This is a genomic window from Paenibacillus assamensis DSM 18201 (assembly GCF_000422445.1).
GTDB classification, from domain to species: domain Bacteria; phylum Bacillota; class Bacilli; order Paenibacillales; family Paenibacillaceae; genus Paenibacillus_B; species Paenibacillus_B assamensis.
The window spans coordinates 12,001-32,533 of record NZ_AULU01000023.1; the positions used below are offsets into that span (position 1 = coordinate 12,001).

Consider the following 20,533-nt stretch of genomic DNA (forward strand, 5'->3'; position numbering starts at 1 on the left):
CGTTAACCTTCTTTCTGTTCATTCAAATCAAGACTTATATCCAAAGCATGGAACGAATACGTAAGCGCACCCACTGAAATAATATCAACACCAGTTAATGCCTTATCACGAATTGTATCCAGATTTACACCACCGGATGCCTCAATCAATATATGAGGAGAATGGGCGCGAATAACTTGGACCGCTTCACGCATCTGTTCCAACTGCATATTGTCGAGCATAATAATATCAGCCTGTGCCTCCAGCGCTTCCTGCACTTGTTCCAAAGATTCCGTCTCTACTTCCACTTTCATGGTGTAGGGAATATGCTGTTTAGCGCGAGCAACCGCTTCACGAATACCACCGGCACCTTTAATATGATTATCCTTGATCATAACTGCATCATACAACCCAAAGCGATGGTTTGATCCTCCACCAACTCGGACTGCGTACTTTTCCAATGCACGATGACCGGGCGTCGTCTTACGAGTATCAACGAGTTTAACTTCAAGATCAATTATCGCTTGTACATAAGAAGATGCTTTAGTAGCAATGCCAGATAAACGCTGCATCATATTCAATGCTAACCGCTCACCTTGCAAAATACTAGCTGTATCACCTTCCACTTCAGCCAATACTGTCCCTTTGGAAACACGATCTCCTTCTTGCACAAGGGCATGGAATCGCAAACTAGAATCAACTACCTCAAATACAGCTTCTGCAACAGGAAGACCTGCAATGATTCCTTCTTCCTTCGCATGAATAATACCTTTCGATTGATGGCCTTGAGGAATGGTAAAAGCAGTCGTTACATCCCCAGTACCAATATCCTCCCGTAACCATGCTGTTATTTGATCACGCAGCATAAGCCGTTCGATATTAAACATGAGCAATTCTCTCCTCTGTTATCCCTTGTCCCCGTTGAACTAGCGTATGCTTCAACCAACGTTCATCACTACGCTCTGGATAATCCAACCGATAATGAGCACCACGACTCTCTTGCCTCCATTGCGCACTATCAGTGGTCAGCTTGGCACAAGTAAGTAAATTCGCAAATTCGAAATCTTCCCGACGTGTTAATCGAGCTTGTAAAAAACCAAACTGACGCTGCAATTCTTCTTGACCTTTGCTGAGGCTTTGTTCATCTCGATGCAGCCCTACATAACGAACCATGACCTTTTGCAGCTTCAAACGACGCTCGACGACCGCCTGTATCGGCAAGTCCTTGCGCCCATCATTATACTCAAGCTTTGCATTCAACTCCGAAATAGGATTAAGCGTATCGATGCGTTCCACGATTCGGCGTCCAAATACGATTGCCTCCGATAGCGAATTGCTGGCGAGACGATTTGCACCATGCACACCTGTAGACGAAGCTTCGCCGCAAGCAAACAATCGTGTTAGATTGGTCTCACCATTTAAATCTGTCTTTACACCACCCATCGTATAATGGGCAGCTGGGGCAACAGGAATCCAATCACTAGATAAATCGAGCCCATACTGTAGGCAGGTTTCATATATAGTTGGGAAACGATGCTTAACCATCTCTTCTGATTCATGCGTCATATCTAAGTATACAAAGGTTGACTTCGTCTCTTCCATCTCACTTACAATCGCTCGAGCCACAATATCGCGTGGAGCCAGTTCGAGCTGCGGATGGTAGTTGCTCATGAAACGCTCGCCTTTAATGTTGCGGAGAACTGCCCCTTCACCACGCACAGCTTCCGATACAAGAAAGCGTGGAGCACCTGGATAACAGAGGGCTGTGGGATGGAACTGAATAAACTCCATATCTTGAATAACTGCACCAGCTCGATAGGCCATTGCAATCCCATCTCCAGTAGCAACCTCAGGGTTAGTTGTATAGCGATACATCTGTCCTGCGCCGCCTGTACATAGCACAGTTGCCTTCCCAGTTAAGTATAAACGTTCTCCCGTTGGCCGTTGAATAAGAGCGCCACGACATTCGTTCTCATGGACCATGAGATCTATTGCAAAATGATCATCCCATACTTCAATATTAGAAATCGTTCCTACTTTATCAGCAAGTGCACGGACAATTTCAAAGCCTGTTGCATCACCTTGCGCATGCAAAATGCGACGGTGACTGTGAGCGCCTTCTTTGGTTAATGCAAGCTCACCATTTTCAAGGTCGAATGTCGTGCCCATCTTCATAAGCTCTTTTACGCCTTCAGGTCCTTCGTGTACAAGTGCATCTACAGCTCCTTCTACACAGAGACCTGCTCCAGCAAAAAGCGTGTCTTGTCGATGATATAATGGCGAATCATCATCTGCGATAACAGCAGCAATACCACCTTGGGCGTAACGCGTATTGCTGTCGAATACTGATTTCTTCGTAATGAGTGTTACCCGATAGTGCTTGCTCGCCAAAATAGCAGTATATAGACCAGCTATACCAGCTCCGATAATAATAACATCTGTCTCCACTTGTGGCAGGGTATCTAAAGAGAAATCAACTAAGTAACGCGGTATCATGACCGTTCACTCCTTCTATCTTTATACCTCTACTAACATACGATAGGCTTGAACAGAAGAGTAGCGCATGCTACTTTACCTGTAACATGCGCTCCAATGATAGCCGTGCTTGCTCAGCAACATGTGGCGGCACATAAATTTGCGGCGCCATGTTCTCCAAACACTTCACTAGCTTCTTTAAATTGTTCACCTTCATATTCGGACATACCAAATACTTCGTAGCAAAGTGGAATGACTTATGAGGACTGTCTTTACGAAGCTGATACCCGGTTCCGTCCTCAGTACCTACAATAAATTCTGTACATTCTGAATCTCTACAATATTCAAGTATGGCAGTCGTGCTGCCTACAAAGTCTCCCATCGCAACCACTTCAGGGCGACACTCTGGATGAACGACGAATTGGGCATTCGGATACTGAGCTTTCATCTCCACAACATCCTTGACTGTAAGCATGTCGTGCGTATTACAATATCCTTCCCAAATAATCATTTCCCGACCTGTCTTCTGCTGTACATAATGGCCTAGATTCTTGTCAGGCACCCAAATAATTTCTTCCGCATCCAACGACTCGATCACCTTCACCGCATTGGATGATGTACAGCATATATCGGTTTCCGCCTTTATATCAGCGGATGAATTAATATATGTAACCACCTTAGCATTCGGATGCTGAGCCTTCAACTTGCGAAGACCATCAACATGGACCATATCTGCCATTGGACAGCCGGCACGTTCATCAGGAATGATAACCGTTTTGTTCGGTGCTAGTATTTTAGCGCTCTCACCCATAAAGTGAACCCCGCAAAATACAATCACTTCCGCATCTGTCTGTGCGGCTTTTTGAGCCAACAAAAAAGAATCCCCTCGAAAATCTGCCACTTCTTGAATCTCATCTCGCTGATAATAATGAGCTAAAATAATAGCGTTTCTTTCTTTCTTCAACTGCTCAAGCCGCTCGCGCAGCTCGCGATTCTGCTCTTCTTTGCGCGCTAATGCCAATGCTTCCAATTGCACGTAGGACCCACTCCTTGGCCTTGTCATTAACACTTAATTTACACAACGGTAGTACGTGTGTCAATTCACAAATACAGCTCAAGTAATAACTAATCACCTGATATATCGCGCTTAATCAACGTCAGCCGCCCTGATGCGCTGAAAACTAATTTTTTTCTATGGAAAGATATAAAAATAAGAGCACACCCAAAGGGCGTGCTCTTACCTAAATGAACAGCAGGCTAGGCCACTGTTGCTTACTTATTCTCATCCTTCTTCTCCACATCAGGAGTTGAAGAATCATTCGTCGTTGTTTGTTCAAGATTAACTGCTGGCTTTTCCTCATTATCAGGCTTGCCAACCAGATTAATCTTCACATCACTTGTACGATTGTTATCCGCTGGAGGAAGAATATCCACATGCGGCTCTTCCTTAGATTCCGTTGGCTGCTCCACAGAAGTTGGAGCTTTCTCAGCGTTATCTTCGGATGTAGCCGTTGTTTCCTTCTTGCTCAATGTTACGGATGGACCGCCAGATGTTGTATCCGAATCAGCTAACTTACCATTGTCGATAAGCTCTTTAATCTGTTCGAAATCAAGCGTCTCTTTCTCAAGAAGCGTCTGAGCGATAAGATGAACTTCACGCTCATGCTTCTTAAGCAAGTTTCTCGCGATATCGTAGCAAGAATTGATAATGCTTTGCATCTCTTCATCGATCTGATAAGCGATCGTATCGGAGTAGTTCTGCTCATGACCAAGATCACGACCTAGGAATACTTCACCTTGACGTGTACCAAATTGCATTGGACCGAGCTTATCACTCATACCGTACTCCATAATCATACTGCGTACGATGCGAGTTGCTTGTTGGAAGTCACTATAAGCCCCTGTACCGATCTCGCCGATGAAGATTTCTTCAGCGACACGACCACCGAGTAGACCCGTTACTTTATCCAACAACTCTTGCTTCGTAACGAGCATACGATCTTCCTTCGGCAGCATAATGACGTATCCGCCTGCTTTACCGCGTGGAATAATCGTAACTTTGTGAACCATATCAGCATGCTCCAAGAAGTAGCCGATAATCGTATGACCTGCTTCGTGATAAGCGACGATTCGCTTCTCGCGATCACTAATCATGCGGCTGCGCTTCTCTGTACCAACGATGACACGGTCAATTGCCTCATCAACGTCCTGCATAACAATTTCTTTATGGTTCTTACGAGCGGCTAGAAGCGCTGCTTCATTCAACAAGTTCTCAAGGTCTGCACCTGTAAAACCAGTTGTCCGCTTCGCAATTGTGTTCAAGTTAACATCTTTAGCTAACGGCTTGTTGCGCGCATGTACATGCAACACAGATTCACGGCCTTTAACATCTGGGCGATCTACCGTAATCTGACGGTCAAAACGTCCCGGACGAAGCAAGGCTGGATCTAAAATGTCAGGGCGGTTCGTCGCTGCAACGATAATAATACCTTCATTAGCGCCGAAGCCATCCATCTCAACAAGCAATTGGTTAAGCGTTTGTTCACGCTCGTCATGACCACCGCCGACCCCAGCTCCACGCTGGCGACCCACTGCGTCAATCTCATCAATAAAGATAATACATGGTGCATTCTTCTTTGCATTCTCGAACAAGTCCCTTACACGGGAAGCACCGACACCGACGAACATTTCGACGAAGTCAGAGCCAGAAATACTGAAGAATGGCACACCCGCTTCACCTGCTACTGCACGCGCAAGAAGTGTCTTACCTGTTCCCGGAGGACCGTTCAACAGGACACCTTTAGGAATACGTGCACCAAGTGCTGCAAACTTGCGAGGGTCTTTAAGGAACTCAACGACCTCAACAAGCTCCTGCTTCTCTTCATCTGCACCAGCTACGTCCTCAAACGTAACTTTCTTCTTCTCTTCATTGTACAAGCGAGCACGGCTCTTACCGAAGTTCATAACCTTGCCGCCGCCACCTTGGGCTTGATTGAACAAGAAGAAGAATAGGATGAACATAATAATTAACGGAAGGAAGGAAGTTAGAAGCGTTAGCCAGATGCTAGGCTCCTTCATCTTCACCCAATCAACCTTCAGATCCTTCTGTGTATCAGTAGCCTTAGTAATCTCTTCTACAGCCGAATCAGTGTCCGGTATGTAAGTAACAAATTCCTTGGACTTAGTCCCTGCAGGGGCATCTTTAGGAATGTTCTTATATTTACCGATGACTAGGTTGGATCGACCTTCATATTGAACTTTAAGTTCTTCTATATTACCGGCTGCTAGTTCTTTACGGAACTGGTCGTATCTTGGATTGTGAGCGGCTTCTTTCCCACTGCCTAAAAACTGGGCGATCCCCACTACAACCAGAAAAATAATTAGATAAAAACCAGAGTTCTTGATGAAGCGACTCATCCCCTACCTCCTCTCAAAGACACGAAATTATTGTATCATAGCATGTCTCGCCATCACAACTCGACGCAACAGCAAATAGTTGTGACATGCTGCTGATTATTTACTGTAGATTTGTGGCTTTAGAACACCGATATAAGGAAGATTGCGATATTCTTCAGCATAATCAAGACCATAGCCGACGATAAACTCATCTGGAAGTACAAATCCTTTGTAATCAGCTTCCATATTTGCAGAGCGTCGTGCAGGCTTGTCGAACAACGTTACTACTTTAATAGTAGCTGCCTTGCGTCCCTCTAGAATGTTGATCAAGTAGCTCAATGTAAGCCCTGTATCAATAATATCCTCTACAATGAGTACATCTCGACCTTCAACAGAAACATCCAAGTCCTTCAAAATACGAACGACTCCAGAAGATTCTGTAGATGCACCGTAGCTGGAAACAGCCATAAAGTCCATTTCCATTGGTACTTCAATGCGCTTAACCAAATCAGCCATAAATATAAATGCGCCTTTTAGTACACAAATGACGAGCGGCTTCTTGCCAGCATAATCGCGAGTTAGCTGTTCGCCCAACTCGTTTACTCTCGCCTGAATTTCTTCTTCACTTATTACTACTTTCTCAATGTCGTTATGCAATGATGGGCCCCTCCTAGAGTGAATACTAATACTTATGTAGTCCATTCCACCTTGATACGCCATTCACATCAATAGACGATACAAAAATTAGAAATAGACCCATATAACCAGCAAGCAGTCATCTGCCGCGCTGCATACAAGATAACGGGAATCCGCCATGCACATTACCTAAATGTTAGTCTCCAAAGACAAATAAAGCATTGTGTCGGTATGAACCTGAACGAGTGCCTGATCAGAGCGACGTATGCCCGGCACCCAAAGTACCGTTCCATTACAATCTGTTACGATTGGATAAACCTCTCGTAGTGACGCAGGAACTTTAGCATCGACGAACATATCTTGCACCTTTTTGCTTCCATTTAGTCCTTGAATCCTCATCCGGTCACCAGACTGCCTTGTGCGTATGTAGATTGGCCATTTCAATGCATCTGCATCAAATGCTGCATCATATGTCCCAACTGCTGTCGAGCTGCTTGATTTCCGCGATGTAATACGCCAATGAAGCGTTGAGGCGTGAAACGGAATGACCGTACAACCTGCCTCGTCAGGACGCTGCAAAGTTATGGTCTGATCCTCATTCAACTGTTCCATGCGGGGAAATGGTCGTAGCCAGAGCAGTTGGCCATATTCACGTCGGCATTCCATGCCTTGGCCTATATCCGTCTTCCAAGTGGAAGGTACGTCACGTAGCGTTGCTAGTCGAACGCGCTCAATGGTGTCATAATCAATCGGATCCGCTACTTTATAAAGATAATTTAATATTAGTTTAATCAATCTACGTTGTAAAGCGACATGTAGCTTCAAAAAGTCCTCTCGTGCCACGATACATCCTGCTTCATAGAGCGTTTGATATACCTCGACCCTCGAAACATGATTCCTGACACTGGAAATATGCACACCTGTCTCTTCATCCCACTTCTCAACATAGCTGTTATACCATGCATTTGCTTCCTGCTCCATCCAATCATGATCAGCTCGGAGCGTATCTGCAATTCGACAAATGGATTGTACAGCTTGAGGGTTCTCCTGTTCGAGCAATGGCATAATATCCAGTCTTACTCGATTGCGCAAATACGTTCTTTTCTCATTGCTGCTATCCTCAGCATATTGAATTTGCTCTTGTTCACACATATCGACAATATCCTTTTTTCGCATATCCAGCAACGGTCTTATGTAATGGAATAAAGGTGCGGTATCAAGAGAGACGCTGCTACTTTGTCTATCATCTGCCCGTCTCCAGGACATACCTGACAAGCCGCCTGTCCCTGCCCCACGCAAAATACGCATCAGAACCGTTTCTGCTTGGTCGTCTGCATGATGGGCTAATGCTATGTAGGAAGCTCCGTGTTTTTCTGCGATTTGACGCAAATATGTATAACGCAGCTCTCTTGCTGCTGCCTGGGCATTCATCTTTTGTTCTATTGCGTAAGAAGGTGCATCTACCCTTGCGATCTCACAGGGGAGTCCAATCCATTGCGCCTCTCTACGGACAAGCTCTGCCTCTGCGTCCGATTCTTCTCCCCGAAACCCATGATGGACATGTGCAACAATGACATGCCTAGGGGCAGCACCTAGATGTTGCCGTAGGGCAGCAAACATATGCATCATCAACATGGAATCTGGACCTCCAGATACAGCCAATACTACACTATCCCCTTGCTTCCATAAGCAGTTCTGCTGTAGCAACTGTACCCTTTCCTCAATCCAATGCGCCCATCCCTCCGTATGATTTGACTTGCTTGCTGTCATTGTTGGTCCTCCAGCCTATTAACCAATACTATTATGGTTTATTCATCCGTTCATAAATTTTAATTACATACTCATGACATCAGCAGATCTTGTAACCAACGCTCATGCCAAGCCCAATATCCGATACTGATTAACAATAAAAGAATAGAGACCCCGAATGACCATTTTAACCAACTTGGAGTGGGTATAGGTCTACGCGGTATCGTTCGCCCTACTTGCCTTGTTATTCGCTGCCATTCTTGAAAAGCCCTTCTTGAATCACTGAATTTACCTGACAATGCCTTATAGTACCATTCTCGATAAGGAATGAGGACAGCATTCGAGTCAATGATATGAAGCAGCTCATCCATCTGACGGGTCTGCGGGAGAGAGCCCTTCATGACTCGCTTAAATGCACTGTCCTGACATAAATGGACCGTCATTACGGCAAACGAAAACAGATCATAGCCGACGTCAGCCGCTCTAGAACCAGCATTCCAGAATCCACGATCATACCATTCCGTAAATTGCTTAACACTTTTCCCTAACTGAGTAAGCCCGCCGTAATCGATCAGATCTACGTCACCATTTGGCTTGACCTTAATATGCTCCAACTTCAAATCACCAAAAATAAAGCCTTGCTCATGTAGCGCTACTAGCCGCTCCAGTACTTGGCCACACAATGGCCCGAACCAGTCAGAGCCTCTACTACTTACAAACGACTGCACAGATTGCCCTGATATATATCTCATCACATAGAAAGGGCGCTTACCGACTCCCGCTTCCCAGTCATCTGCTTCTATGAAATAGGGGAGGTGGGGGCTGCCTCGATGATGATTCAACCCCTGATTGAGCCCAAGCTCCAAAGTACGTATAGCATTGATCTCCGACTGAAACTCGATCGTATCAGCCCCTAATTTCAACGCATAACGAGTACTCCCCGTCTTAACACTCTCATCCTCAGCTAACGCTGCGACAAGATAAACGACTCCATTAGAGCCTTGTCCGAGGCATCGATCAATGCGATAGCTTCGTTTATTCCATAATCCTGTAATGACAGCACCTGTGCTAAGCTTTTCGTTACGCAGCTGCTTCATTTGAAGATTTCTATTGTTCCGATTATAAGACGTAGTCACTCCATACCCCGTCCGATCCATATTCATGTTGGCGAGCAGGTATGTCGCCGTATTGTTCACTATGATTATAACTACTATCATATTGGCAATAGTCCAGCACATGCAAGAGGGCTGGACCTGTAGGCGTCGTTCCTCGCATCGGAATTCGATGCAGCAGTCGCTTCATTTTACTCAAATCACTTACCCAATCGACATCCAACTTAGCCGGCTCATCACTGTGATTACCCGGAAAGTGAAACACAGCAATCTCACTTTTCCCCTGACGTGCCTGTAAACTAAGCATCAAATCACGTATCGCCTCTTCCACAGACGGAAGCTTGGGCTTCATACTTGCACTTGCATCAATAAGCAAAGCAACTCTCAAGGCGGATTGCTCGCTCATTTCATCCATAACCCGAACCACCTCGGCTCGCTGCGAAGGTGGCAATGCTTCCACAGACGTCCCTCCCTCCTGCCTTCCTAAAATATGCTTCAACTCATGATTAACAACTTGATGAATCGTTTGGACAACCGTCTTACGAGTCATCTGCTGGATCGTATAGGACAGATTCCTTTGATTTACGACTCGACTAACACCGCCCCCCATTCTAGCAATCTCTTCTATTTCAGCCGCTCCATATTCGCCAATGGTACCATCGTCTACAATTCCCACTACATTTACTGCAATACCAGCCTCACGTGCCTGTGCCGCTGCCACTGCTGGCTGAATCCCAACATTTGAGCAGCCATCCGTAATAAGTAGTATTTGTTTTAACATAGGTATTGCCCTCCTATCGATAATTACTAGCTTCTATTTCGCTACTAGTGTTGCCGAATAGAGAGAGCTTTAACCTTATATCACCTTCTATAACCTTCTATTATCTAACTTACTGTAAGAGGACGCTCGAACTGCTTCTCCCCTCCTGACCATTGTAAGGTTGCCCATTGCGGTATATGACGATCAAGGCGTGCAACAACAACTGTCATATCATCAACAATATCGCCTTGGGAATAGCGAACAACCGTATCAAGGAGCACGTCTGCAATTTCCTGCGGATCGTCCGTCTCCATCTCCGCAATAAGTCGCTTCAGCCAAATATCTTTATTAAGCGCCGGACCTGGTGCATCATAGACGCCATCTGACATCATGATGAGCAAATCTCCAGGCTTCAGTGTCATGTGCATGGCCTCTACATCTATATCTTGTAAAATACCAAGTGGTAAATTGCCGATCGCTACCGCATGAACATCTCCTCCACTCTTCACAAAGCTCGGAATAGATCCACTTTTCATCAACGTAGTTTGTGCAGAATAGAGATCGATGACGGCAAGATCGACCGTCGCATATACCTCCTCTGGTGAACGAACCATTAGGATCGAATTCACAGATTGAATAGCTAGCTTCTCATCCATGCCGGACTGCAGCAGCTGAGATAACACAGTTAGCGCTGTACTACTCTCTAATTGGGCTCGCTCCCCATTCCCCATTCCATCGCTCAATGCAACCGCATATTTTCCTCCACCAAGCTCCACAGCATGATGGCTGTCGCCAGATAGCATTCCTCCTCCTTTGGCTGCTGCGGCTACACCTACTGCTACTTCAAATGATTTTGCAGATACAAATGTTACAAGTCCTTCTCCCTCCACAGCCGTTGATCGTTCATCTCGAACTGATATTTGTTCTCCTAAAATATCCGACAATAAAGGCGCAATTAATTTACGGCACTCATCGTAACCTTCCGTAAATGAATGAACCATTTCTATTTCCACATGACCTCTATCAAGCGATAAAATATCTACGTGATGAACAGACAGACCCAACTCCTCCATCGCATGCCTGATTTGTTCTTCCTGCATAAACATTTCTCGCCCTTCCCGCTGAATCTCTTGGGCAAGATCATCCATTACTTTGGATACACCCGCTAACTGCTCAGATACGAACGTGCGGCTATCTTGAATTTGCTTGCGCCACACTTGATCCGATCGATAACGCTCCACTTGATCCTTCATGACATGCAGCACTTGTCCTGCTTTAGGGCAGGCATCTTTCCATCGTTTTGGAATTTGCCGTTCACGGAAATCAGGCTCCTCCTCCACGGCATGCAGCATTTCATTCATCCATGTGACCGTTTGTAAATACTTACTGCTCCAGCAAGCATTTTGACGCGGGCAGCCACTGCATGTCTTATCGCACGCAGCCGCAATGAACGAATTGTATTCCTCCTCTTTACGGCGCATCTCTCCATATCCAGTGAGCTGATTGAAGCTTTTGGATAGCTGCTGGAATAACTCAGAGAACTGCATTACACGTTCAGCTGTCATATCTCTAACTCTTTTTGCATATTCATGTTGGGACTTGAGATGTTCCTGTGTCCCCGGTATATATTTGGCTAAGGTTAAAGTTAATCCGCGTGGGGTAAGTAGAAACAAGGTCGCTGCTGCGATCGTTTCCCATGTTGAAGTCAGTGCTCCTGTCGAAGGGCCCAAGTAAACGGATAAGATGGCAGTTCCCAATAGCATGCCGAACGCAACTGCCCAGCGCCGGCCTTCCCTCATTAAACCAGCTAACAAGCCGGCAAATGCCAATAGGCTCATTTGCATCATCGAACCTGGTGCAGCCAAGCTCAAGATGAGCCCCAGCACAACCCCTACTGATGCGCCAAGCGGAGCACCGCCAACGAAGGCGAAGAGCATGACGAGATAACGGGACAATACATGGTCAACTTGGAGTCCTTGTATGATCCAGCCAACTGCTCCTGTCATTAGTGAGGCGAGCAGAATCATGAGGCAGACAACTTCATCAATACGAAGTGTGTAGTTACGCTTAGATAGCGTGAGGACTGGCAGTGCCTGAACAAATACAAGTGTCAGCATAAAGCCGAGCATCGCATCGGTAACGTCCATTGCGAAACCGTACCAAGTGAAACGATCCACGACAAACGTCATAAATAAGTGAACGAGTAAGTTAGCACCGAATACCATAAATGGGGCATAGTTTAACTCTGATTTCTCATAGGACTTTAAACCACGCTGTAAAAGAACGATAACGAGAAGCTGCATAGCAATCATGACAGTCGTCGGTTCTGAGGCAAACAAGCTGCCCGCCAATACAGCTGTTCCGCTCCATATGGCCATTTCCGGCCTTGTAAAATACATAACTGCAAAAAAGGCAGAAGCAAACGGGAACAAGTCTTCTAAGATGACCGCTCTTCCTAGTAAAAATCCAACACATAGAATGATAATGGTCCATTTGCGCGTGCCGATCAATTGCTTAAACCGTTCATAACGCCAACGCTTAGCCCCGGCTTCCAATGTAGTAGCATGCTGTTGGAATGCCTCATTCAATCTATTAACTGGAAAAGGAATCACTTTCGTCTTGCTCATGTTCGATGCACCACCTAATCTCTTAATTTGTGTCTCTTATTATAGATAGACAAATAGGAAACGTTTGTCAGAACATGATCTTGTATACCAAAAAGTTTCCGACACGTACTGAGCCACTAGCGCGCAGCCGTCGATTATAGATGCGTCAAGGGGTTTTAGCCCTCACCCTATACGCGTTGACCATTAGGAGCGCGACCTATTTGTCGCAATCTGCTTCACCCATGAACGGCAAAACGCCTTGATCTTGCAAATTTTCAAGGGAGAAGCTGTCGCAAAGAGTGAGTAGGACGACAAAAGTAGTGTTGTGACACTTTGTCACTTCAATCGTTGTCGTTACTTTTACGCGCGGACGGGGCTTTTCCCTAAAAAGTGCCCCATATTAGGAGATGCATCGCATATTTTGGGTTATTTATGCAAAGAAAAACCGCTGAGAGGATAAACTCTCAGCGGTTCTGTGTGCTATATATGGAATGCGGTAAACTTAAACCGGACTACACTCGGCGAGCGCCACGGCCACCGCGTTTGCCTTCTGTGTTCTTCTTGAGCGATGAAATGCGCTCTTCGCTGTCCTTAAGGAAACGTGACATTTTATCCTCAAAAGAAGGGGTGTTATATGACGGTCTACGTCCTCCCCGATCCCGATTCCCAAATCCTCCTGGTCTTCCTCCGCCTTCTCTGCCGCCGCCGCCACTTGGACGATCCGTACGTGGACCTCTTGGTGGTCGTTGCTGTTCAGTTGCAGGTTTATCGACCGCTTGCTTAATAGACAAACCGATCTTACCGTCCTTATCGACGTTAATAACTTTGACCATAACGACATCGTCGATCTTCAGATGGTCATTGACGTCCTTGACGTAGTTATCGGCAATCTCAGAGATGTGAACCAGTCCCGTGACACCTCCCGACAGATCAACGAACGCTCCGAAATGCGTAATACCTGTCACTTTGCCTTCTAACTTGGTGCCCACTTCAATTGTCATAGAATAAAACGTTCCTCCCTTAAAATGTTAAACGGCACATTGCTCTGAATAAACAGAACTTTTGCTCACTGCAAATCATTCATGTACAACGAGCTCTGTATATCATATGCAGCGTACAGCTTATGTCGTGATTATACTGTAATGGCGCAAGTTTGGTCAACTGACGCATGTCCCGATTGTGAGCCTATTCTTCCTCTGTACGAATTAGTCGCTCATCTGGCAAAGTCATACCTTTGCTGCGTGCAATATCAAGTAAATACTCAGGGTCATCCAGTCGATTCACTTCATGTTGAAGATCATTACGAATCTGTTCCGCTTTCTTTTTCTCGACCTCATTCTGGGCATATTCTTTCTGCATGTCCTCTAATTGGAAAATTTGACTGACATACGTATACCCTGCCCAACCCAAGAACACGACCATGAACAACAGCCACAGTTGAAGACGACGCTTCACTGTCTTATGCACACCAGAAGGTGCCCCCGTATTGGATCTGTTTGATGTCATTCGTGCTGTTGAACGGCTGCTCTTATTATCTTTCCGGTAGTCTCGCATAGGTTGTCCCCCTTTCAAGCTTGGTTGTTCCGGTTAGGCCAGTTGCGCAATTGGTTCCAGCATTTTGCACACCATGTTGTTGCCCGTCTACACAATCGTGAAGCAGCTCTTACTCTTCTTCCCCCGTATTGCTTAAGACGAATCAGTCGCTCAGTCATGCCAAGGCGACGCCATACCGGCTCTACAAGCGGGCGCAACAACCATTGCAGCAGCCACCATAAGGGCTGAATACATTTTAGCACAACTTTTCCGAGGAATGTAGCCGTCTTTACCAATATACGGAATATATAATATATGAAAAACACGACCCCTTTCAAGGGGAGAAAGACCGTAATATATAGCAGCTTTTGTACCATTCGCACGATTACTTTTATCGTTTGGACAAGCCAGTTTACAACAATAACCGTCACGCGGCTGAACAAAACGACATAAGCCCACGCACCCACAGCCAGTCCAAGTATAACGTAGAACCGAAACTCTCCCTGATTGCCCTTAATGAGCATATGAAAGACAAACCAAGTGGCTGCTATCCAGTATAGGATGTCCATAACGGGTAATATCCATCGAGGGATGCGAAGCTGTCCTGCAACAACTCGACTAGCATCATAAGCGATACCAAGTGTAAGCCCGCTAACGAACATAAATAGCATTGTTATCCACTGGCTATGCAGAGAGAGGCTCACTTAAACAACTTCCCAAAAAAGCCTTTTGATTTATCCGTTTGATTCGCGTCCAAATAGGTCAGGGAGTTGACCACGCCTTCAATCGCTACAAGGCCTTGTTCCAAGCTCAAATTTTTAATATGCAGATTATGGCCTTTGATCGTTAAGAACCCGCTGTCGGTCTCCAACAGAAATTCCTCACTATCAAAGCTTTCGACATTGCTCACGCCACTGATTTCTAATACTTTTCGATTCATCATCTTAATTTCTTGCCGCTTGCCAGCCTTGTTCGGTTCTAACATGGCATGTACCCCTCCTTCTCTTTATTAACCTATGAAGGAGGGGAGCAGAAATAGAACTCTATATACGTTGAACGATTCTACACTATCGATTGTCGACCTTTTCAGGATATAGGTCATGCTGCATTAAACGCTGCTCAGCCATCTGCTCATACTTCGTGCCTGGTTTGCCATAATTGCAGTAAAGGTCTATCGAAATCCCACCACGCGGTGTGAACTTGCCCCACACTTCTATATACCGCGGATCCATGAGCTTAATTAAGTCATTCATAATAATATTGACACAGTCTTCATGGAAATCACCTTGATTGCGAAAGCTAAACAAATACAACTTTAGAGACTTGCTCTCTACACAGCGCTCATCTGCAATGTAGCTAATATAAATGGTCGCAAAATCGGGCTGTCCTGTAATCGGACATAAGCTGGTGAACTCCGGACAGTTGAACTTAATGAAATAGTCACGATATGGGTGTTTATTTGGAAAAGACTCTAGCACCTCTGGTGCATAAGTAGACTTATACGTTGTATGTTGACCCAAATGAGTTAGTGGAAGCTCTGCTTCCGTGCGTCCTGCCATTGTCATGATTCATACTCCTTTATTTATCGGAAATATTGCTTTGAAATTACAGACTATCTAGAAACTTATACTCCGCGCTTATTCCCCCATACAAGCGTATGCAACTGAGGGAGTACCCTAGCGTCATTCAACCTTGATTCTGCTGACACTTGCTCAATTAGCCATTCATAACGTCGCAGCAAGCTTTCTACTAACACCATATCGTCATCAGCCTGTACGGCATCGTTACCCGTTTGAAGAACGAATGGTACGTTGGGATAGCGTTCATGAACGGCAATGGCATAACGAAAATCTTGTTCGTTGAACACAACAACCTTCAAACATACCGCTGTTCGCTCGGCACGAGCTAAATAGCCCATGACTTCGTCGAGCCGTTTCCAATCTGTATCCATGCCTGAACTAGGCGGTTTCGGAGACACGGTTACATCATCTATCCCTGCAAGCCATGGCTGCCACTTGGAGCCCTGTGTTTCAACAGCCGTGCGAATGCCTCGCTGTTGCAAAAGACGGACAAGCGCATCAAGCTGTGGCAGCAATGCTGGGTTGCCTCCAGATATCGTCACATGATTAAATCGTCCTGCCGCTAGCTGCTGCAACTGCTCCCATACTTGCTCCGCTGTGAGCATCTGTATGTCATTTTTGGCGCTTCCATCCCACGTAAATGCAGAATCACACCAAGAACAACGGTAATCACAGCCTGCCGTTCGTACAAACATCGTCTTTTGCCCAATAAGCAAGCCTTCTCCCTGTACGGTAGGGCCAAAAATTTCGAGCACGGGGAGGCATTCCTTCTGCTTCCCCCTATCTCGCAGCTCTTGTTCTTTCTCACTCATTCCATCATCCACTCCCGTCTAGCTTCCGCATAGCTGGTCGGGGTTTCATACAATCGAACAAATTCTGTTCTGCCACCTATACATCCACTTTTATATGGCTCTACGACTAATGCAGCATCCATCTGCTCAAACAGCCAAATCACCATATTTTCTGCGGTTGTGTTCATAGGCGGCAACGTCTCATTTAAATAACGGTGATCCAAATAAGGCTCGATCCGCTCTTTCCATATATGTTTAATGTCACCGAAATCAATCGCTAGACCAATGTCGTTAATCATGCTGCTAATACCAAATTCAACTTTGTACGTATGCCCATGCAAGTTTTTGCACTTGCCTTCGTAAGCATGTAAATGATGCGCAGCGTCAAATGTAAATGCCTTGCTGACCATGACCCGCTTCTGCTTATAGCGCAGCTGCTGCTCCTCAATATCTACACCATAGCGCTGAAGCTGATCAACGATACGAAATGCCCCTGGCTGTTTCATCGACTCGCCTCCACCGTTTCAGATGTGGCAGCTGAGCACTCTTGAGCTTGCGGCCTAGGTGCACAATTCTGGTCCCGCTCTTTTAAATAGGCATCCAGACCAGCCCGGCGCAATTTGCATGCTGGACATGCTCCACAGCCATCCCCAACTAAGCCTTCGTAGCACGTAACCGTCTTTTCGCGAATGAAGTCGAGCGCTCCCAACTCATCTGCCATGCGCCAAGTTTGCGCCTTATCAAGCCACATAAGCGGCGTATGAATAACAAAGCTCGTATCCATCGATAAATTAAGCGTTACGTTCAATGACTTAATAAATACGTCTCTACAGTCTGGATAACCGCTAAAGTCCGTTTCACACACGCCTACGATTAGATGCTTCGCACCTAATTGCCTCGCATAGACCGCCGCAAAGGAAATAAAAAGCAAGTTGCGCCCGTCAACAAATGTATTCGGCAGTTCCCCATCTTCATGCTCAATTTCCATATCGCTACGTGTAAGTGCATTTGGAGCCAGCTGATTAAGCAACGACATATCCAAAATGCGATGTCGAACATTCAACTCTTCTGCGATACGAGTAGCATGCTTCAGCTCCGTGTGATGCCGTTGGCCATAGTCAAATGAAATAGCCTCAACTTCTTTAAATTGCTGTAACGCCCACCACAAACAGGTTGTGCTGTCTTGACCGCCGCTGAATACAACGACCGCTTTGTCTTGTTTCATCTTGATTGTCTCATCCTTTCGGTTCCCTCAGTCGGAGAAAGGCAGACCTGCTATGTAGACGCAAAAAAGGAGATGCGCATTGCACATCTCCTTAACTAAACGTCAACAAATACAGCACAAAACGAGTGAAAATTTCACCCTTTCCCATGCTGTGGCCTTAGTTTTTTATAGAGGGAGATTGCGAACCTCTCCCGTACGCATACGTACGGATTTGATGAAGTTGTAAGGGTCAGTATAACATACCATCGCAAACATCTGCTACCCTTCATATCTTATGCTACTAAAGTACGGTATAGAGCAAAAAAGGCAATCGTGAGCCGCCTTCCAACAGCATCACGATTGCCTCTATTCATTACTCATTTACCATCCAAAGTCATCTTGCTTTGGAATCGGTTCCTCTCGCAGCAGCGTATACATGCCAGCGGCCTCATCCTTCTTGGTCGTCTCTTGGAGACGCTCAACACGAACCGTTACGTATTTCTGCCCGAACTGAACCATAATTTCGTCGCCTACTTTTACGGCACTGCTAGGCTTCGCTTCGCGGCCATTCAACACAACGCGCCCTTGTCCAGATACATCTTTAGCGACAGTACGTCGCTTGATGAGTCTAGATACTTTCAGGAACTTATCGAGTCTCATTACTTAACTGCTTCTTTAAGCTTGTTACCTGCTTTGAATGCAGGAATTGTGGATTCTGGAATCTCGATTGTTTTACCTGTTTGCGGGTTGCGACCAGTACGGCCAGCGCGTTTGCGAGTTTCGAATGTACCGAAGCCGATCAATTGAACTTTGTCACCTTTAACAAGTGCGTCAGTTACTTCGCCGAAGAAACCGTTCAATACTGCTTCTACGTCTTTCTTAGTCAAACCGCTTTTCGTTGCAATGTTGTTCACCAAATCTGTTTTGTTCATGTCTATTGGCCTCCCAATTTTTTAAATCAATAATAGAGTTGTTGCGGCAACCGCAAACCTGCAATCGTCTTTACTATTAAGCAATATGAAATACGTTGCATGTATGTATTCTTGCTTAATTAGTAAATTCCTCCCCAAGCACGGGACTTTTTCGAAATTTGACGAAAATTAAAGAATGATAAGAGCCAGCGCTCGCTTGGATTACGATTCTATCAGTTTAGCTTCCTGCCACCACTTCTCCATTTCTAGTAAATCAGTCTGGTCAAAAGATTTTCCCTTTATACGAAGTTGCTCTTCTATATAGCGAAATCTTTTTACAAACTTGCGATTCGTGCCTGTAAGAGCTTCTTCTGGGTCTCCCTCGATAAAGCGCGATACATTGACAGCAGCGAACAACAAGTCGCCCAGCTCTAGCAGCGTATCCTCTTGACTCGTGTCGTCTGAAAGAATAGCCTCTCGCAATTCTTGCAATTCTTCTGCTACTTTGTCAAGTACATCTTCTACACGCTCCCAGTCAAATCCAACTTTTGATGCCTTCTTCTGGATTTTGTAAGCTTTCATAAGTGCTGGAATATCGCGTGGTATACCGTCTAGAACAGATGTAGCAGCCTGATCGGTCCCTTTCAAACGCTTCTCTTCTGCTTTCATTTGCTCCCAATTTTTGAGCGCAGCTTCAGCATCATTTGCTGATTTGTCGCCAAATACATGCGGGTGACGGAAGAGCAGCTTCTCATTCAAGCTTTGAATGACATCATATACCGTAAAGCTGCCCACTTCTTCTTCCATTTGGGAGTGAAGCATAATTTGGAGCATCAGATCTCCGAGCTCCTCCTGCATTGCAGTCGGATCATCATCATCAATCGTCTCCAACACTTCGTACGTTTCTTCAATTAAATTTTTCCGAATGGATAGATGCGTCTGCTCCTGATCCCATGGACAACCATCCGGACTCCGTAAAATACCGACGATTTCATGCAATCGTTCAAATGTCCTATTGCGTACGGCTTCATCTTCTGTTCGCGGAACATAAATGAGAGACAGATTTCCATATCCTTCTACGCGATCAAGCTCATACAGCGGCACGCGAACAATTTGTTCTGCCCCAGGGACACCTAGTGCATGTCCTACAACAACCTCATAGTCATCGGGGTATACTTCCATGAGACTAAGCTTCACATCTGAAGCTGTAAACATATCGTACACCTGTCCGATGACGATATGCAAACGCGGAGATATGGAGGCTGGATTTAGCATCGTTGCATCAAGCAATTGGAAGCCATCAATAGGGTCAAAACCAAGTCGAACAAAGGCTTGATCGAGGAAGCTTTCTCCCCCAAGTACGGTTAATTCAATCCCTTTAGATGGACAGCGTTCCGATAGCAGGCTGACTGTCGATTCAGCCACACGAGGATGCCCTGGCACTGCATAAACAATTGTACCTTCTGTAGTAAGTGCCTTAGCAATAAGCCGCTCTGCGATATCATCATAAACTGCTGGGAAACTTTCATGCTCCGTATACACGCTATCAAAGGTTGTATACGAGATGCCTTCTGCACGAATCCATTCAACGACAGGATGGTCTTCTGTACGAAGGTATAGATGTGCTGCGTCGCGCAGTTGCCTTGCAATGCCAAGCGTCAGCTGGCTCTCGTCGCCGGAGCCTAGGCCGACGGCGATTATTTGTCCGCTCATCGTGAATGCAGCCTCCTTCTTGGGCTAAAGGTAGTAGAAATAAGCTATAGCGCACCGTATAAGCGGTGCGCGTGAGCTAATGTTTAGG

General features: G+C 45.7%; 20 protein-coding genes and 1 riboswitch. All 20 genes read right to left on the reverse strand.

The window, feature by feature from the left end:
• Positions 1 to 2: 2 nt before the first annotated feature.
• Positions 3 to 866 carry a carboxylating nicotinate-nucleotide diphosphorylase gene (gene nadC / locus H580_RS0112985; protein WP_028595180.1) on the reverse strand — a complete coding sequence of 288 codons (864 nt, stop codon included), beginning with the start codon at positions 864 to 866 and terminating at the stop codon, positions 3 to 5.
• The gene (gene nadB, locus H580_RS0112990; protein WP_028595181.1) at positions 859 to 2,475 is read right to left on the reverse strand and encodes an L-aspartate oxidase; all 1,617 of its coding nucleotides are present in this window, start codon (positions 2,473 to 2,475) and stop codon (positions 859 to 861) included. The genes nadC and nadB overlap by 8 nt, the downstream gene beginning before the upstream one ends.
• A gap of 70 nt (positions 2,476 to 2,545) precedes the next feature.
• Positions 2,546 to 3,484 carry a quinolinate synthase NadA gene (gene nadA / locus H580_RS0112995; RefSeq protein WP_028595182.1) on the reverse strand — a complete coding sequence of 313 codons (939 nt, stop codon included), beginning with the start codon at positions 3,482 to 3,484 and terminating at the stop codon, positions 2,546 to 2,548.
• 242 nt (positions 3,485 to 3,726) lie between these two features.
• A complete protein-coding gene (gene ftsH, locus H580_RS24175; RefSeq protein WP_084509220.1) occupies positions 3,727 to 5,871 on the reverse strand; it encodes an ATP-dependent zinc metalloprotease FtsH in 2,145 nt (714 codons plus the stop codon).
• Positions 5,872 to 5,967: 96 nt separating this feature from the next.
• Entirely contained in the window at positions 5,968 to 6,507 is a 540-nt protein-coding gene (gene hpt, locus H580_RS0113005; protein WP_028595183.1) for a hypoxanthine phosphoribosyltransferase, read from the reverse strand.
• 168 nt (positions 6,508 to 6,675) lie between these two features.
• On the reverse strand, positions 6,676 to 8,256 hold the full coding sequence (gene tilS, locus H580_RS0113010; RefSeq protein WP_051217446.1) for a tRNA lysidine(34) synthetase TilS: 1,581 nt from the start codon (positions 8,254 to 8,256) through the stop codon (positions 6,676 to 6,678).
• 71 nt (positions 8,257 to 8,327) lie between these two features.
• Positions 8,328 to 9,371 (reverse strand): protein kinase domain-containing protein, encoded by a 1,044-nt coding sequence (locus H580_RS24180; RefSeq protein ID WP_169449366.1) that lies wholly within the window; start codon positions 9,369 to 9,371, stop codon positions 8,328 to 8,330.
• On the reverse strand, positions 9,355 to 10,128 hold the full coding sequence (locus H580_RS0113020; RefSeq protein ID WP_028595185.1) for a vWA domain-containing protein: 774 nt from the start codon (positions 10,126 to 10,128) through the stop codon (positions 9,355 to 9,357). Before H580_RS0113020 ends, H580_RS24180 begins: the two co-directional genes overlap by 17 nt.
• 104 nt (positions 10,129 to 10,232) lie before the next feature.
• Positions 10,233 to 12,734, reverse strand: coding sequence for a stage II sporulation protein E (spoIIE, locus tag H580_RS0113025; RefSeq protein ID WP_028595186.1), 2,502 nt, complete (start codon positions 12,732 to 12,734; stop codon positions 10,233 to 10,235).
• Between the two features lie 491 nt (positions 12,735 to 13,225).
• Positions 13,226 to 13,714 carry a S1 domain-containing RNA-binding protein gene (locus H580_RS0113030; RefSeq protein ID WP_028595187.1) on the reverse strand — a complete coding sequence of 163 codons (489 nt, stop codon included), beginning with the start codon at positions 13,712 to 13,714 and terminating at the stop codon, positions 13,226 to 13,228.
• Positions 13,715 to 13,898: 184 nt separating this feature from the next.
• Complete coding sequence (locus H580_RS26670; RefSeq protein ID WP_225445944.1) at positions 13,899 to 14,267, reverse strand: FtsB family cell division protein; 369 nt, start codon at positions 14,265 to 14,267, stop codon at positions 13,899 to 13,901.
• A 14-nt stretch (positions 14,268 to 14,281) separates the two neighbouring features.
• On the reverse strand, positions 14,282 to 14,950 hold the full coding sequence (yabQ, locus tag H580_RS0113040; RefSeq protein WP_157282885.1) for a spore cortex biosynthesis protein YabQ: 669 nt from the start codon (positions 14,948 to 14,950) through the stop codon (positions 14,282 to 14,284).
• Positions 14,947 to 15,231 carry a sporulation protein YabP gene (yabP, locus tag H580_RS0113045; RefSeq protein WP_028595190.1) on the reverse strand — a complete coding sequence of 95 codons (285 nt, stop codon included), beginning with the start codon at positions 15,229 to 15,231 and terminating at the stop codon, positions 14,947 to 14,949. The genes yabQ and yabP overlap by 4 nt, the downstream gene beginning before the upstream one ends.
• 82 nt (positions 15,232 to 15,313) lie before the next feature.
• Positions 15,314 to 15,805 (reverse strand): preQ(1) synthase, encoded by a 492-nt coding sequence (gene queF, locus H580_RS0113050; protein WP_028595191.1) that lies wholly within the window; start codon positions 15,803 to 15,805, stop codon positions 15,314 to 15,316.
• A gap of 65 nt (positions 15,806 to 15,870) precedes the next feature.
• Entirely contained in the window at positions 15,871 to 16,638 is a 768-nt protein-coding gene (queE, locus tag H580_RS0113055) for a 7-carboxy-7-deazaguanine synthase QueE (protein ID WP_051217448.1), read from the reverse strand.
• Positions 16,635 to 17,123, reverse strand: coding sequence for a 6-carboxytetrahydropterin synthase QueD (gene queD, locus H580_RS0113060; protein ID WP_028595193.1), 489 nt, complete (start codon positions 17,121 to 17,123; stop codon positions 16,635 to 16,637). The genes queE and queD overlap by 4 nt, the downstream gene beginning before the upstream one ends.
• On the reverse strand, positions 17,120 to 17,842 hold the full coding sequence (gene queC, locus H580_RS24185; RefSeq protein WP_084509224.1) for a 7-cyano-7-deazaguanine synthase QueC: 723 nt from the start codon (positions 17,840 to 17,842) through the stop codon (positions 17,120 to 17,122). Before queC ends, queD begins: the two co-directional genes overlap by 4 nt.
• Positions 17,843 to 17,993: 151 nt before the next feature.
• Positions 17,994 to 18,037, reverse strand: a riboswitch (PreQ1 riboswitch).
• A gap of 165 nt (positions 18,038 to 18,202) precedes the next feature.
• Positions 18,203 to 18,481 (reverse strand): RNA-binding S4 domain-containing protein, encoded by a 279-nt coding sequence (locus H580_RS0113070; protein ID WP_028595194.1) that lies wholly within the window; start codon positions 18,479 to 18,481, stop codon positions 18,203 to 18,205.
• Positions 18,481 to 18,753 (reverse strand): HU family DNA-binding protein, encoded by a 273-nt coding sequence (locus H580_RS0113075; RefSeq protein WP_028595195.1) that lies wholly within the window; start codon positions 18,751 to 18,753, stop codon positions 18,481 to 18,483. Before H580_RS0113075 ends, H580_RS0113070 begins: the two co-directional genes overlap by 1 nt.
• A gap of 201 nt (positions 18,754 to 18,954) precedes the next feature.
• Positions 18,955 to 20,445, reverse strand: a complete 1,491-nt coding sequence (gene yabN / locus H580_RS0113080) for a bifunctional methyltransferase/pyrophosphohydrolase YabN (RefSeq protein WP_028595196.1) — start codon at positions 20,443 to 20,445, stop codon at positions 18,955 to 18,957.
• Positions 20,446 to 20,533 lie beyond the last annotated feature (88 nt).